The organism is Colwellia sp. 75C3 (assembly GCF_002836255.1).
Lineage (GTDB): Bacteria > Pseudomonadota > Gammaproteobacteria > Enterobacterales > Alteromonadaceae > Colwellia.
Genome location: NZ_PJAU01000057.1, coordinates 82,959 through 99,128, shown reverse-complemented (window position 1 = coordinate 99,128; position 16,170 = coordinate 82,959). Strand labels below are relative to the sequence as shown.

Annotated in this window: 12 protein-coding genes; 3 read left to right on the top strand and 9 right to left on the bottom strand. The window is 37.4% G+C overall.

Annotated elements, in window-relative coordinates:
- Positions 1–48 precede the first annotated feature (48 nt).
- Positions 49–1,053, top strand: a complete 1,005-nt coding sequence (gap, locus tag CXF85_RS16595) for a type I glyceraldehyde-3-phosphate dehydrogenase (protein WP_101229758.1) — start codon at positions 49–51, stop codon at positions 1,051–1,053.
- 88 nt (positions 1,054–1,141) lie between these two features.
- On the opposite strand, the gene pyrF is transcribed toward gap, so the two are convergent.
- The 9 genes from pyrF to gyrA all read right to left on the bottom strand — a co-directional run bounded on the left by pyrF (position 1,142) and on the right by gyrA (position 12,161).
- Entirely contained in the window at positions 1,142–1,837 is a 696-nt protein-coding gene (gene pyrF / locus CXF85_RS16590) for an orotidine-5'-phosphate decarboxylase (RefSeq protein WP_101229757.1), read from the bottom strand.
- A gap of 260 nt (positions 1,838–2,097) precedes the next feature.
- Positions 2,098–3,267, bottom strand: a complete 1,170-nt coding sequence (gene lapB, locus CXF85_RS16585; protein ID WP_101229756.1) for a lipopolysaccharide assembly protein LapB — start codon at positions 3,265–3,267, stop codon at positions 2,098–2,100.
- 49 nt (positions 3,268–3,316) lie between these two features.
- Positions 3,317–3,568 carry a lipopolysaccharide assembly protein LapA domain-containing protein gene (locus CXF85_RS16580; RefSeq protein ID WP_101229755.1) on the bottom strand — a complete coding sequence of 84 codons (252 nt, stop codon included), beginning with the start codon at positions 3,566–3,568 and terminating at the stop codon, positions 3,317–3,319.
- A gap of 82 nt (positions 3,569–3,650) precedes the next feature.
- Positions 3,651–3,938: an integration host factor subunit beta gene (ihfB, locus tag CXF85_RS16575; RefSeq protein ID WP_011043150.1), complete on the bottom strand. Its 288-nt coding sequence runs from the start codon at positions 3,936–3,938 to the stop codon at positions 3,651–3,653.
- Between the two features lie 192 nt (positions 3,939–4,130).
- Entirely contained in the window at positions 4,131–5,789 is a 1,659-nt protein-coding gene (gene rpsA, locus CXF85_RS16570; protein WP_101229754.1) for a 30S ribosomal protein S1, read from the bottom strand.
- Between the two features lie 152 nt (positions 5,790–5,941).
- A complete protein-coding gene (gene cmk / locus CXF85_RS16565) occupies positions 5,942–6,622 on the bottom strand; it encodes a (d)CMP kinase (protein ID WP_101229753.1) in 681 nt (226 codons plus the stop codon).
- A gap of 352 nt (positions 6,623–6,974) precedes the next feature.
- Positions 6,975–8,255 carry a 3-phosphoshikimate 1-carboxyvinyltransferase gene (aroA, locus tag CXF85_RS16560; protein ID WP_101229752.1) on the bottom strand — a complete coding sequence of 427 codons (1,281 nt, stop codon included), beginning with the start codon at positions 8,253–8,255 and terminating at the stop codon, positions 6,975–6,977.
- 1 nt (position 8,256) lies between these two features.
- Positions 8,257–9,342, bottom strand: a complete 1,086-nt coding sequence (gene serC / locus CXF85_RS16555; protein WP_101229751.1) for a 3-phosphoserine/phosphohydroxythreonine transaminase — start codon at positions 9,340–9,342, stop codon at positions 8,257–8,259.
- Positions 9,343–9,446: 104 nt separating this feature from the next.
- Positions 9,447–12,161, bottom strand: coding sequence for a DNA topoisomerase (ATP-hydrolyzing) subunit A (gene gyrA / locus CXF85_RS16550; protein ID WP_101229750.1), 2,715 nt, complete (start codon positions 12,159–12,161; stop codon positions 9,447–9,449).
- A gap of 333 nt (positions 12,162–12,494) precedes the next feature.
- Between gyrA and ubiG the strand changes: the two genes are divergently transcribed.
- Together ubiG and nrdA are read left to right on the top strand one after the other, a co-directional pair.
- A complete protein-coding gene (ubiG, locus tag CXF85_RS16545; RefSeq protein ID WP_101229749.1) occupies positions 12,495–13,235 on the top strand; it encodes a bifunctional 2-polyprenyl-6-hydroxyphenol methylase/3-demethylubiquinol 3-O-methyltransferase UbiG in 741 nt (246 codons plus the stop codon).
- 566 nt (positions 13,236–13,801) lie between these two features.
- Positions 13,802–16,072: a class 1a ribonucleoside-diphosphate reductase subunit alpha gene (gene nrdA / locus CXF85_RS16535; protein ID WP_101229747.1), complete on the top strand. Its 2,271-nt coding sequence runs from the start codon at positions 13,802–13,804 to the stop codon at positions 16,070–16,072.
- Positions 16,073–16,170: the final 98 nt, after the last annotated feature.

Below are 16,170 nucleotides of genomic sequence, written 5' to 3'. Positions count from 1 at the left end.
TCTCAAAATGGTGTAATTTTACTACATAATGAATTTAAGAGGTTCACCATGAAAATTAGAATTGGTATAAATGGTTTTGGCCGTATTGGTCGTTTTGTATTTAGAGCTGCTGCTGAACGTAATGACATTGAAATTGTTGGTATCAACGATTTAATGGACATTGAATACATGGCTTATATGTTGAAGTATGATTCAACACATGGTCGATTTAATGGCACTGTTGATGTAGTAGATGGTCAATTAGTAGTGAATGGCAATACTGTACGTGTTACTGCTGAACGTAATCCAGAAGATCTAAAGTGGAACGATATCGACGTAGATGTAGTTGTTGAGTCTACTGGCTTGTTCCTAACTGATGAAACTGCACGTAAACATATTACTGCCGGTGCTAAGCAAGTTGTGTTAAGTGCACCTTCAAAAGATGATACCCCTATGTTTGTTTGTGGTGTTAACTTAACTGAATATAAAGGCCAGGACATCGTTTCAAATGCGTCATGTACTACTAACTGTTTAGCGCCTATTGCTAAAGTATTGAATGACAATTGGGGCATCCAAGATGGCTTGATGACTACAGTACATGCTATGACAGCTACTCAGAAAACGGTTGATAGTCCTTCAGCTAAAGATTGGCGCGGTGGTCGTGGTGCAGGTCAGAATATAATACCTTCATCAACTGGCGCAGCTAAAGCCGTAGGTAAAGTTATTCCAGAGTTAAACGGTAAGTTAACCGGTATGGCATTTCGTGTGCCAACGCCTGATGTTTCAGTAGTTGATTTAACCGTTAACTTGAAAAAACCAGCAACTTACGCTGAAATTTGTCAAGCAATGAGCGCTGCCGCTGAAGGCGAGTTGAATGGTATTTTAGGTTACACTGAAGATGCTGTTGTTTCTAATGACTTCGTTGGTGAGACTTGTACTTCAGTATTTGATGCTACAGCGGGTATTGCCTTAACTGATACTTTCGTTAAAGTCGTTTCTTGGTATGATAATGAAATTGGCTATTCAAACAAGGTATTAGACCTTGTTGCTTTTATCAGTAATTATGAAAAATAGAACGCTATAGAAACAAAAAAGCTAGATTTAAATCTAGCTTTTTTTTGTCTTTTTTTTAACTAACTCACTACTACCTATAGCCTATGAATTAACTAATTGAAGCATTAATTTGTTGCAATACAAGTTGAGGGTCAACAGCTTTAGTAATTGGACGTCCGATCACCAAATAGTCAACACCAACATCCATAGCTTCTTTAGGTGTCATAATACGGTGTTGGTCATCTAGCGCAGAGCCAGCTGGTCTTATACCTGGGGTTATCAGTTTAAATTCTTTCCCTAAATCTCTCTTTAATTGTTCAGCTTCCCACGCAGAGCAAACCACACCATCTAAACCGCTTCGCTTGGTTAAACTCGCTAAGAAGTCCACTTGCTCGGCTGGTGTTTTATTAATACCTAAACCACGTAAATCGGCTTCATTCATGCTAGTTAACACGGTGACAGCAATTAACAGTGGTGCATCTTGCCCGTAACCATCAAGTGCCTGCTTAGCTTTACTCATCATTTGCATACCACCACTGGCATGGACATTCACCATCCAAACACCTAAGTCCGCAGCAGCGGTAACTGCCTTTGCTACCGTATTAGGAATGTCATGAAATTTTAGATCAAGAAAAACATCAAAACCTTTACCAGTTAGTTGCTTAACAAATTCAGGACCAAAATAAGTGAACATCTCTTTGCCAACTTTTAAACGAGCATCAGTTGGCTCAATCTTATCAACAAAGGATAAGGCATCATTTTTGTTATCAAAGTCTAGCGCGACTACTACTTTTGGATCGTTCATGGGATTTCCTGTTTTTTAATACAATAGTTTCCGACCTTTCCATGTAGAGAGTTCACATGGGAAGTTCGGGAATGACAATAAGTTAATTCCCGAATTAAATATCGAGAAGTATAATAAGTTTGCTATTGGTAGCTCTTGAAACTAATAATGATTCGTTTCAACGTTGTAAAGTGCAAGAGCAAAGAGAAAGCACGGAGCTGACGATAGTCAGTGAGTACTTTCGATGTAGCTCTTGTGTTTTACAACAACGAAAGGGATTATTATTCCCCTTCTAGACCTCGAATAGGCTTAAGCTGTTCCCATTCATGACAGGACGGACAAGACCAGTAATGTATTTGGCTATTAAAACCACAACTACGGCAATCATACCTGTGTTTAACTTTCAAATATTCACCAATTAATTCTTTAATTAAGTCTAAGCTATCATCATTGACATCAACTTGTACTTGGTTGATTTGCATATTAACGAAGTGTTCAAAGCCTCGAATAGTTGGTCTGCGTTTTAATGCTGACAACATAAACTCTATCGCTTTTTTCTTACCATGCTTTTGTTCGACATGACTTAGATAACAAATTAAGGCGCTCGAACTAGCTGTTTCATCATAAACCTTTTTAATAAAGGCATAGAATTCATCCAGTTCATCTAATCGTGTATAACAAGCTAACATGGGTTCAATCACATCTGGAAAGAACTCATTATCTTGATGATAAATAGCTTGATAACACTTAGCCGCTAATTCACATTGCTGGTGGTTTTCATAAATTTTTGCCATCAGCCAATTAGCACGACATGAATTGGGATCGAGTATCAGTGCTTGTTCTAGTAGTTCAATTACTTCTATAAATTGATCTTTTTCAAAAGCCGTTGTTGCTAATTCACAATAAAAGTTCGCTAGTGTGTGCAATGAGCGTTTATCGTCATATTTAACAATCAGCTTTTGTCTATCTATGCCCTGCTGCCAATCTTTTGTGGATTGAAAAATTTTCAATAGGTAAGTTATAGATTTTAGACCATAGTCTTTTGATTTTAATAATTTTGTAAACATTGTTTCAGCACGGTCATACAACCCCGCGCTAAGGAAATCTTTTCCTAACTCAAAGACAGCTTGCTGTTTATCTTTAGTTGGCAAATGGTTAAGTCTAACAAGGTGTTCATGGACTTTTAATGCGCGGTCTAATTCGCCACGTTTGCGGAATAAATTAGCCATTGCGAAATGTGCTTCTACACTATCGTCTTCTACTTTCAAAGCATCAAGCAATGAGTCGATGGCTTTATCTTGTTGATTAGATAATAAGTAATTTAAGCCCGTCGAGTATTTTATTGATAAATCTTGCTTAGCAATTTGTTGGTTTTGTTTAATGCTATTACGACCCATAAACCAGCCATAAGCCATGGCAACGGGTAATAATAAAAAGAGTAATTCAATCATTAGAGCTCTTGAGACAAGTTATATGTTAAGTAGAAAAGTAGCGTTGAAACTATTTTTCCTGGGATTTGTTTTTCGCGAGTGCCTTTTTACTTTTTCGTACTATACGCCAAAGAATAGTGACTAATAAGCCTAAAAGGAAACCCAAGCCGGTAAATAAACTCACGGCAGCAGCCACTGTTATTTCTGTGCGCGCTACTAAATAGTTTAAAGTGAGTAATTGGTCATTTTGGCTACCAAAAATAAATGCTACCGCCAGTAAAACTAAAATAAAAAAGAGTGTTAAATATAATCGCACTATCATCGGCCTTTATAAAATTATGCCAAAAAAAAACGGCATGGTTAACATGCCGTTTATTATCTAATTTTTTAGTTAGCTTTGCAATTTATGCTACAGAAAGATTAACTCTTTCACGTAACTCTTTACCCGGCTTAAAGTGAGGAACGTATTTACCGCTTAACTCAACCGATTCACCAGTTTTTGGATTTCTACCAACTCGTGGAGCGCGATAATGCAATGAAAAACTACCAAAACCTCGAATTTCAATACGCTCTCCTTTTGACAAGGATTGCGCCATTAATTCCAAAATTTCTTTTATAGATTTTTCCACTTCTTTAGCGGATAAATGACTTAATTTATCTGCTAATTTCTCAATAAGTTCTGACTTAGTCATTTTGACCTCTCAGTATTTACCTAGCACCGCGCAACTTTACTAATTAATATAAAAATAATAGTAAAAATTGGCTCCGCCAATGGCGTTAAAAATAAGAAAAGAGTATCACCACTATAGTGATAAATACTCTTTTCACCTGCTGTATTAATTACAGCACCATTGCAAAGTAAAACTATTTCCGGTTAAGGAATATTAGTTTTTAGCGTTTTTAAACGCTGCAGCCATAGCACTTAAACCAGTTTCTTCAACTTGGTTTAGGTTATCCATTGCTTCACGTTCATCAGCTTGATCTTTTGCTTTGATAGATAGACTGATAGTACGGTTCTTACGATCCACACCCATAAATCTAGCTTCAACGTCGTCACCAACTTTTAATACTGTAGATGCATCTTCGATACGTTCTACAGAAATGTCGCTAACACGAAGGTAACCTTCAACACTTTCAGCTAACAAGATAGTTGCGCCTTTAGCATCAACTTCAGTTACCTTACCGTTAACAATAGCACCTTTTTTCTTATCTGCAAGATACATATTGAACGGGTCGTCTTCAGCTTGTTTAACGCCTAACGAGATACGCTCACGTTCTGGGTCAACTTGAAGAACGATAGCGTCGATTTCATCGCCTTTCTTATAATCACGAACAGCTTCTTCACCGCCAGCCCATGAAATATCAGATAAGTGAACTAAACCATCAATGCCGCCGTCAAGACCGATAAAGATACCAAAGTCAGTGATTGACTTGATTTTACCAGATACTTTGTCGCCTTTGTTGAAGTTTTTAGCAAACTCTTCCCAAGGGTTAGCAATACACTGTTTAAGACCTAGAGAAATACGACGACGTTCTTCGTCAATTTCTAATACTAGTACTTCAACTGTGTCACCTAAGTTAACAACTTTAGATGGGTGGATGTTTTTGTTAGTCCAATCCATTTCAGAAACGTGAACTAAACCTTCAACGCCTTCTTGGATTTCAACGAAACAACCGTAGTCAGTTAAGTTAGTTACGCGACCAGAAAGTTTAGAACCTTCTGGGTAACGGTTAGCAATTGCTACCCATGGATCTTCGCCTAACTGCTTCATACCTAGAGACACACGAGTGCGCTCACGATCGAATTTCAATACTTTAACTTGTATTTCATCGCCAACATTTACGATTTCACTTGGGTGCTTAACGCGTTTCCAAGCCATATCTGTGATATGTAATAAACCATCAATGCCGCCTAAGTCAACAAATGCGCCGTAGTCAGTAAGGTTCTTAACTATACCTTTAACTTCTTGGCCTTCTGCTAATGACTCAAGTAATTCATCACGTTCTGCGCTGCCTTCAGCTTCAATTACAGCACGACGAGAAACTACTACGTTATTACGCTTTTGATCAAGCTTAATAACTTTAAATTCTAGAGGCTTGCCTTCAAGGTGAGCAGTGTCACGTACTGGACGAACATCTACTAAAGAACCTGGTAAGAAAGCACGGATATCGCTAACTTCAACAGTGAAACCGCCTTTAACTTTACCGTTGATAACACCGATAACAGTTTCTTTTTCTTCGTATGCTTTTTCAAGCACTTGCCATGCTTCGTGACGTTTAGCTTTTTCACGAGATAGAATAGTTTCACCGAAACCATCATCTGTTGCATCTAAGGCTACGTCAATTTCATCACCAACAACTACTTCAACTTCACCAGCAGCGTTTTTAAACTGATCAATTGAGATAACACTCTCAGATTTTAAGCCAGCATCAACAATTACATTGTCTTTGTTAACGGCTACGATTGTTCCGCGGATGATTGAACCCGGACGTGTTTCGATTTCTTTTAAACTTTCTTCAAAAAGTTGCGCAAAATTTTCCATAACTTGTTATAAACTCAGCTATTAATCCAGTCAACGTCATTGTTTCATGGGGTTATTAAGTATGCCCAGTGTGTCCGTACAGTAGGCTTTCTATTAAAAGTTCTTTAATACTAGCTGGTATTAATGATTTCGCTAGCATAAAGCTGTTAGTTTTACGTTAATTTGCCATTGGCAAAAGTAAGGATTTCATTAACGACTTCTGTAATAGAAATGTCAGTGGAATCAATAATTAACGCTCCTTCTGCCGGGATAAGTGGAGCAACCTTGCGGTTTTGATCACGCTCATCTCGTTGACGTATGTCGTCCAAAAGGCGACCGATTTTAACATCAATCCCCTTCTCTTTCAACTGATTAAATCTTCTTTGTGCCCGTTCATCTGCACTAGCAGTCAAAAATACTTTAACGGGTGCTTGTGTGAAAACGACCGTGCCCATATCACGTCCATCAGCAACTAAGCCGGGACTAACACTAAAAGCGCGCTGTCTTCGTAGTAGTGCTTCTCTAACACGCGGGAATGCAGCTACTTTTGATGCTAACTCACCCACTTCTTCAGTGCGGATAATATCGGTAACATTCTCGCCTTCTAAAATAACTTTACTTTCGCCTTGGCTATTAATTTCAAATTGAACATCAAGATGAGCAGCCATAGGGATAAGAGCTTCTTCATCATCTAAAGCAAGTTGATGATGCTGAATTGCTACGGCTAAGACACGATAAATAGCGCCACTATCGAGAAGTTGCCAACCCAATTGGTCTGCAACTATTCTAGCAACTGTCCCTTTACCTGCGCCACTAGGGCCGTCAATGGTGATAACCGGATTGCTTTCCTGCATAAATCTTTCTCCTAACATCGAAAATCGGCGCAATTATACGGGATTTATATCGTAATACCAATCGGACTAATTTATTTATCACTTAGCGAGAATTAAAAGGCTTAGAGGCAAGGCATTGATTGAAGAGAATGGTTACTCCCTTCTCAAAATCAATAACGTCGCATGTAAGCCTTTTAAACTCACCCTTTGGGAGCTCATTAGCAAACTGATAACATCACAAAATGAATGAAAGATAGACTAACTATGTTTAACTCATTTTACTTGTTTTAAGCTCGCTAATGTAGCTCTAAGCTGACTAATAAATTAATCCGTTTGATATGAAATCGCGTAAAAATATTATTCTGTAACATAATTAGCAAGATACTTGCGCTAACTTATCAAAATAGTCAGGAAAAGTTTTGGCCGTACACTTAGGATCATTAATCGTTACCTGTGTATTGCCCAAAGCAACAAGAGAGAAACACATAGCGACTCTGTGGTCGTTATAGGTATCAATTTCAGCATGTATAAGGGATTTTGGTGGGGTGATTGAAATATAATCTTCACCTTCAACAACCTCTGCGCCAACTTTTCTTAATTCCGTAGCCATCGCATTTAATCGGTCTGTTTCTTTAACACGCCAGTTATATATGTTTCTAATCGTTGTTGTGCCCGTTGCGAAAAGTGCTGTGGTAGCAATAGTCATGGCCGCATCCGGAATATGATTCATATCCATATCTACTGCAGTTAACGGCTTACCTATAACGGTGATTGACTCATCATTCCAATGAACTTCTGCGCCCATTTTCTCAAGCACATCGGCAAAATGCTTATCTCCCTGAACACTGAGTTTACCAACACCATGCACAGTAACTTGACCACCTTTAATTGCGGCAGCCGCTAAGAAATATGACGCAGAAGATGCATCACCTTCCACCATATATTTGTCTTGTGCTTGATATGACTGATTGCCACTAACACTGAAAGACTTATAATCATTGTTTTGAACATTGACACCAAATCTAGACATAATATCGAGTGTAATATCAATGTAAGGCTTGGAAACTAATTCACCCTCAATTACTATTGTGGTATCAGTTTCTAATAAAGGTGCAATCATCAAAATAGCAGTTAAAAATTGACTTGAGATAGACCCATCAATGGACACTGTATTACCAGTTAACGCTTTACCTTTAATTTTTACCGGTGGGTAATCTTTATTTTCCAAGTATTCTATATCGCTACCAAGCTGACCTAAAGCATCAACCAAATGTCCAATAGGTCGCTCTTTCATTCGTGGTTCGCCAGTTAAGATAAATTCGCCTTCACTCGCTGCAAGTGCAGCGCATAATGGACGCATAGCGGTACCTGCATTACCTAAGTACAATTCCAATGGCTCTTTAGCATTAAAAAAGCCATTATTGCCGATGACTGTACACTCTGTGCCACAATCACTTAAGGTATATTCAATACCAAGAATTTTTAACGCATCTAACATATGGTTAATGTCATCACTAACTAATAAATTAGTAATTTTTGTTACGCCATTCGCTAACGCTGCAATTAGCAATGCACGATTAGATAAACTTTTTGAACCTGGTAAAAATATCTCACCATTAATTTTATCTATTGGGTTTAATGTTAACTGCTCCACTTTATCTATTCCTCTTTTCAAACTGTTGCATAAATTCTACAAGTGCCTGTACACCTTCAAGTGGCATTGCGTTATAGATACTTGCACGCATGCCACCAACAATTCTATGGCCTTTAAGTGCAGTTAAACCTGCTGCCTCTGACTCGATTAAAAACTTATCATTTAAAGTTTCATCTTTTAGCCAAAAAGGAATATTCATCTTGCTACGATACTGAGATTCTATGTGATTAAGGTATAATTCACTGTTATCAATTGCTTGATAAAGTAACTCAGCTTTTGCTTTATTTACTTTAGCAATAGCTTTTACACCACCTAAATCTTTAAGCCACTGGAAGACTAAACCCGCAAGATACCAAGCATAAGTTGGTGGAGTATTATACATTGAGTCATTATCTGCAGCTAATTTGTAATTCATAATACATGGCGTTGCTATTTGAGCATGACCCAATAAATCTTCACGAACAATAACAATTGTTAATCCCGATGGGCCGATATTTTTTTGTGCACCCGCATAGATTAAGCCAAACTTACTGACGTCAACTTCGTGAGATAAAATAGTTGAAGACATATCTGCAACTAAAGGCACACCATTAGTTTCTGGTATTTCATTAATTTCGATACCGTTAACCGTTTCATTTGGACAATAATGAACATAAGCCGCGTTGGGACTTATAGGCCATTCTGTTGGGTTAAGGACACTAATATTGCCATTATCTTCTTTGGTGATGTTAATAACATTAATATCACCAAAGTTTTGTGCTTCGGTTGCTGCTGCTTTAGACCATGAGCCGTCAACAATGTAATCAGCAGTTTTTCCTGCAGGTAATAAATTCAATGGAACAGCAGAAAATTGTCCACGTCCGCCACCATGACAAAACAAAACTTTATAATTATCAGGTATAGACATCAGCTCACGTAAATCTGCTTCCGCTTGAGCAGCCATAGCCATGTATATACCGCTACGATGACTTAATTCCATTACAGAACTACCAGTACCTTGCCAATTAACAAACTCTTGTTGTGCTTTTGCCATTACAGCTGTTGGTAACATGGCTGGGCCAGCACAAAAATTAAAAACTTCTGACATTATCATTCCTACTTTATTAACTGCTATTAGAAATATTATTTCACTAATAAAATTACAATAAAAAAGGCGGTTATTAGCCGCCCTTTTCAATGTTACTATAACGACTACTCTTCGTTATTGTCTTCTGTACTTTCAACATCATCCTGTTGAGCGCTATGCTCTGGATTGTGCTCTGCACTCGTTTCAATAACTTCATCACCTTCAACAACTTCTTCAAGTTGTTCTGGCTCTTCAATTTCATCAATACGTTGTAATGCAACCACATGCTCATCATCAGCAGTACGTATTAAACGTACTCCTTGAGTATTACGACCTATAACACTCACTTCATTAACGCGAGTACGTACTAATGTACCACTGTCAGTAATTAACATGATCTCATCAAGGTCTTCAACTTGAACTGCACCAACGACTTTACCATTACGCTCACTCACTTTAATAGAAACAACACCTTTCGTTGCTCTACTTTTAGCTGGATATTCAGCTAAGTCAGTACGCTTACCAAAACCATTTTCTGTAATGGTTAAGATAGGTCCATCATTTTTAGGTACGATAAGTGATACAACTTTTTGATCACCTTCAAGCTTCATACCGCGAACACCAGTCCCAGTTCGACCGATAGGTTTTAACGCCCAACGTTGTTCACCAGTTTCTGGATCAAGCTTTATTTCACCTGTTTCGCTATCACGCACTTTTTCGTTAAAGCGCACAACTTTACCTGCATCAGAGAACAACATAATATCGTTGTTACCATCGGTAATATCAACACCAATTAAGGTATCATCATCACGTAGGTTTAAGGCAATAATACCGTTAGCACGTTGATTTGAGTAAGCATCTAAACGTGTTTTCTTAACTGTTCCAGAAGCCGTCGCCATCACGATATATTTATCATCTGCATATTCACGTACTGGTAATATAGCGGTGATACGTTCATCACTTTCCAATGGTAAGATGTTTACAATTGGGCGTCCACGCGCTGTACGACTTGCTAATGGTAATTGGAACACTTTCAACCAATATAATTTGCCGCGATCTGAGAAACATAAAATAGTGTCATGGGTATTAGCCACTAATAAACGTTCGATGAAATCTTCTTCTTTCATCTTAGTCGCTGCTTTACCTTTACCACCACGACGCTGAGCTTCGTAATCACTTAGGACTTGATATTTAACATAGCCTTCATGTGATAGTGTCACTACAACATCTTCTTCAGTGATTAAGTCTTCTAAAGACAAATCATGTGAAGCATTAGTAATTTCAGTTCTACGCTCATCACCAAACTCATCACGAATAGCAACAAGCTCTTCACAAATAACTTCCATCAAACGAGCAGGTGTAGCCAAAATATGCATTAATTCTGCAATAAGGTCTAATAACGCTTTGTACTCGCTTAGAATTTTATCGTGTTCCATACCCGATAATTTGTATAACTGTAGGTCGACGATTGCTTTTGCTTGCTCGGCAGTTAAGTAATATAAACCATCACGAATGCCGTATTCAGGTTCTAACCACTCAGGACGCGCTGCATCATTACCAGCCTCGCTAAGCATGTTAGCAACATTACCTAATTCCCAGCCTTGAGAAATAAGCTTTTCTTCAGATTCTTTTCTGTTATTAGAATTTTTAATCATTTCTATGATTGGGTCTATATTTGCTAATGCAATAGATAAACCTTCTAAGATATGAGCACGGTCACGCGCTTTTCTTAATTCGAAAATAGTACGACGAGTAACAACTTCACGGCGATGTAAAACAAACGCTTCTAACATTTCTTTAATATTAAATATTTTTGGTTGGCCGTTGGTTAATGCCACCATATTTAAACCAAAAGAAACTTGCATTTGAGTAAGCTTGTATAAGTTATTTAAAACAACTTCACCCACTTCACCACGCTTGATTTCAATAACCATACGCATGCCATCTTTATCAGACTCATCACGTAAAGCAGAAATACCTTCAAGACGTTTATCTTTAACAAGCTCAGCCATTTTTTCAATTAAGCGTGCTTTGTTTACTTGATAAGGCAGTTCGTGAACTATTATTGTTTCTTTACCCGTGGTTTCATGTACATCAATACTTGCACGCGCACGAATTTTTATTTTACCGCGACCCGTTCGGTACGCTTCTTCAATACCGGCACGACCACTGATAATACCTGCTGTTGGAAAATCAGGTCCTGGGATATATTCTAATATTTCTTCAAACGTTAATTCACTGTTTTCAATAAGCGCTAAACAAGCGTTGATAACTTCAGTTAAATTATGTGGAGGAATATTGGTTGCCATACCAACAGCAATACCTGACGTACCATTGACTAGTAAGTTAGGTACTCGGGTTGGCATAACCGCTGGAATATGTTCTGTACCATCATAGTTAGGTACAAAATCAACGGTTTCTTTATCTAAGTCGGCAAGAATAGAATGGGCAATTTTAGACATTCTAATTTCGGTATAACGCATTGCTGCTGCGCTATCACCATCAACAGAGCCGAAGTTACCTTGTCCATCGACAAGCATGTAACGTAAGGAGAATGGCTGTGCCATACGAACTATTGTATCGTAAACTGCAGTATCACCATGAGGGTGATACTTACCTATTACATCACCAACCACACGGGCTGATTTCTTATAGGCTTTGTTCCAATCATTACCTAATACATCCATAGCGAATAACACGCGACGATGTACAGGTTTTAAGCCATCACGAACGTCAGGCAATGCTCGCCCAACTATTACGCTCATAGCATAATCTAAATAGGAGGTTTTTAGTTCATCTTCAATATTAACTGGAACTATTTGTTTGGCCAGATCGGACATAAATCGATGGTATCCCTTAACTAATTTCTTTTGCCTAACAATACTAGTTATTTAGCGAAGCTAATTTAGTATTGAATAAGCAGTATTTTAAAGATTTTATTGTTATATATTTACTGTTATACAGCTATGTAACAGACACTAATAATAGTAATCAACGCAGCATACTAGCATAAAAATGTTTGATGCCATACTGCTTTATTTAATGGTTTTTACGGGGGTTATGAACAGCTTAAAAAAGCACCGAATAAGCGTAGATTTGATCTATCCCCTTTGCTTAAAAATGACTTTCGTTTAGAATCGAAATATTGAAAGTTAATTTAAAGTAGTGAATGTATGTCAACCAAACCGCTTAACGTAAATGAAGATGAAATTGCAAAGTTCGAACAAGTCGCTAGCCAATGGTGGGATTTAACCGGTGATTTTAAACCTTTACATCAAATTAACCCTTTAAGAGTGCAATTTATAAGTCAACACATTGCCCTTCAGGTTAATGACATTGAATCAAATAACGGCTTTTATGATAAAGAAATTATTGATGTGGGTTGCGGTGGTGGAATATTATCTGAGTCACTTGCAAAACTCGGTTCAAAGGTAACTGGTATTGATATGGGTACAGAGCCACTCAATGTTGCAAAATTACATGCACTTGAAAAAGGCGTAACAATCAATTATCAAAAAATCACCGCAGAAGAAAAAGCATTACAAAATCCTGAGGCATTTGATGTAGTAACCTGTATGGAAATGTTAGAGCATGTACCAGATCCTGAATCAGTGATTCAAGCATGTTCTACTTTAGTTAAACCCGGCGGCTTGATATTTTTTTCAACCTTGAATAAAAGTATTAAATCTTATTTACTTGCCATAGTCGCCGCAGAAAAGCTTCTAAAAATAGTTCCTGATGGGACTCATGACCATGATAAGTTTATTCGCCCTTCACAACTTATTGGCTGGGCTGAAGCGCACGGCTTGAAGTGTATTGATGCTAGTGGCATTCATTACAATCCAATGACAGGAAATCATAAGTTAACTGACTCTCTTGATGTCAATTATATATTGTGTTGTCGCAAGCTTTAAAAACCCACTATTAATGCTGCTATAAATAGCGAAATTATTGCTAAGTTAGTACTAACTCTATTGCTTCAGTTGAGTGTAGAATTATTGTTGTATAAACAATCAAGTTGTTTAAACATTAATCTACACTTGCCATCTACATACAAGGCACTGTTAAATAAGTACTTTATTTCATTTAGATTAATTCACTACCGTGAGTATCATTATTTAACAAAAATAATTTATCAAAATAATCAGCGTTAAAAAAAATAAAATAATCGTTGCTTTTAGTAAATTCCAAAATGAAAAAGTCTTGCTAGGTTAGTCATCACTAACCCTGAAAAAACGATAAAAATAATCACAAAGATCAACATATTTTATCACTTGCAAAACAGGTCAAACCTCACTATCTTGTGTCTAGAATTATAAAAAACCCTAGATATTGTGCATTTGATGCCCAGTTGTTATTTTTAATACTACGTATTTGAACACTTATTTCTAATACGTATGTGGGATTTTTTATTAGGGACGTTTTAGATCCTTTCATTAGGAATAATAAACAATAACAATAATCGCTTTGCAGGTATTTCATGAATAACAACCTTTCTGTAACTAAACGAAATGGTAAAAAAGAAACCATTGATTTAGAAAAAATTCATCGTGTCATTGCTTGGGCTGCTGAAGGCTTAGAACAAGTATCAGTGTCTCAGGTCGAATTAAAATCTCACATTCAGTTTTATGACGGTATCAAAACTGAAGATATTCATGAAACAATCATTAAATCGGCCGCTGATTTGATTTCTGAAGAGACACCTGATTACCAATATTTAGCCGCACGACTAGCTGTTTTTCACTTACGTAAAAAAGCCTATGGACAATTTGAACCACCGGCACTTTATGACCATGTGGTAAAATTAGTTGAAGCTGGTAAATATGATCAGCACTTATTAGCAGATTATACTAAAGCTGAGTTCGAGCATATGGCCAGCTTCATGGATCACAGCCGTGATCTAAACTTCAGTTATGCTGCAATGAAACAGCTTGAAGGTAAGTATCTAGTACAAAACAGAGTAACAGGTGAAATTTACGAAAGTGCTCAATTTCTTTATATTTTAGTCGCGGCATGTTTATTTGCTAAATACCCTGCTGATACTCGCTTAACGTATGTAGAAAATTTTTATCACGCTATCTCTCGCTTTAAAATATCCTTACCAACACCTATTATGGCTGGTGTTCGCACACCGACACGTCAATTTTCATCTTGTGTATTGATTGAGTGTGGCGATAGTTTAGATTCAATTAATGCAACATCCAGCGCTATCGTTAAGTATGTTTCTCAACGTGCCGGTATTGGTGTCAATGCGGGTCGTATTCGTGCATTGGGTAGTACCATAAGAAATGGCGAAGCATTTCACACTGGCTGTATTCCATTCTTTAAACATTTCCAAACAGCTGTTAAAAGCTGTTCTCAAGGTGGAGTTCGCGGTGGTGCTGCTACACTATTTTATCCATTGTGGCATCTTGAAGTTGAAAGCTTACTGGTTCTTAAAAATAACCGTGGTGTTGAAGAAAACCGTGTCCGTCATTTAGATTATGGCGTGCAATTTAACAAGCTGATGTACCAACGCTTAATTAAAGGCGGCTCTATTACCTTATTTAGTCCTAGTGATGTACCAGGGTTATATGATGCTTTCTTTGAAGACCAAGAAAAATTTGAACGTTTATATGTACAATATGAAAACGATGATTCTATTCGTAAAAAACGTATAAAAGCGATTGAATTATTTACCTTGTTTGCGCAAGAACGTGCAAGTACAGGTCGTATATATCTACAAAATGTTGATCACTGTAATACCCATAGTCCATTTGAACCGACTAAAGCGGCTATTCGTCAGAGTAACTTGTGTTTAGAAATAGCGTTACCTACTAAACCAATGAATGACATTAATGATGAAAACGGCGAAATTGCCCTTTGTACCTTATCTGCATTTAACTTAGGTGCGATTGATTCTTTAGATGAAATAGAAGGTCTAGCTGACTTAGCAGTGCGCGCTTTAGATTGCTTATTAGATTATCAAGATTACCCTATTGCAGCAGCACAAAGTGCTAGTATGGCGAGACGTACATTAGGTATAGGTGTTATTAACTATGCGTACTATCTTGCTAAAAATGGTCTTTACTACTCCAATGGTAGTGCAAATAACTTAACGCATCGTACTTTTGAAGCGATTCAGTTTTATTTATTGAAAGCGACGAACCAATTAGCAAAAGAGCAAGGTGCTTGTCCTAAATTTGATGAAACTCGCTTAGCACAAGGGATTTTACCGATTGATACTTATAAAAAGGCAATCGATGACATCACAGGCGAACCGCTTCATCTTGATTGGGAAAGCTTACGTGAAAGCATTAAAAAGTACGGCGTAAGAAACTCCACTGTATCAGCGTTAATGCCATCAGAAACATCGTCGCAAATATCTAATGCAACGAATGGTATTGAGCCACCTCGTGGTTTAATAAGCATTAAAGCCAGTAAAGATGGTGTATTAAAGCAAGTTGTTCCTGAATATGAAAAACTTAAAGGCAACTATGAATTACTTTGGAATATTCCAGATAATCAAGGCTATTTAGAACTGGTTGGCATCATGCAAAAGTTTGTTGATCAAGCTATATCGGCAAATACTAATTATGATCCGAATAAATTTGAAGGCGGAAAAGTACCCGTTAAACAAATCTTGAAAGATATATTAACGGCTTATAAATTAGGTGTTAAAACACTTTATTACCATAACACCCGTGATGGTGCCAGCGATGACATTGAAATTGAAGACGATGGATGTGCTGGTGGTGCTTGTAAAATTTAATCATTTTACTTAATCCCCCTTATTAAATGTACCCAAAGTTAATATATAAATAAAAAGCCTAGCAAAGTACTAGGCTTTTGCTACTACAGCTGTGTAGT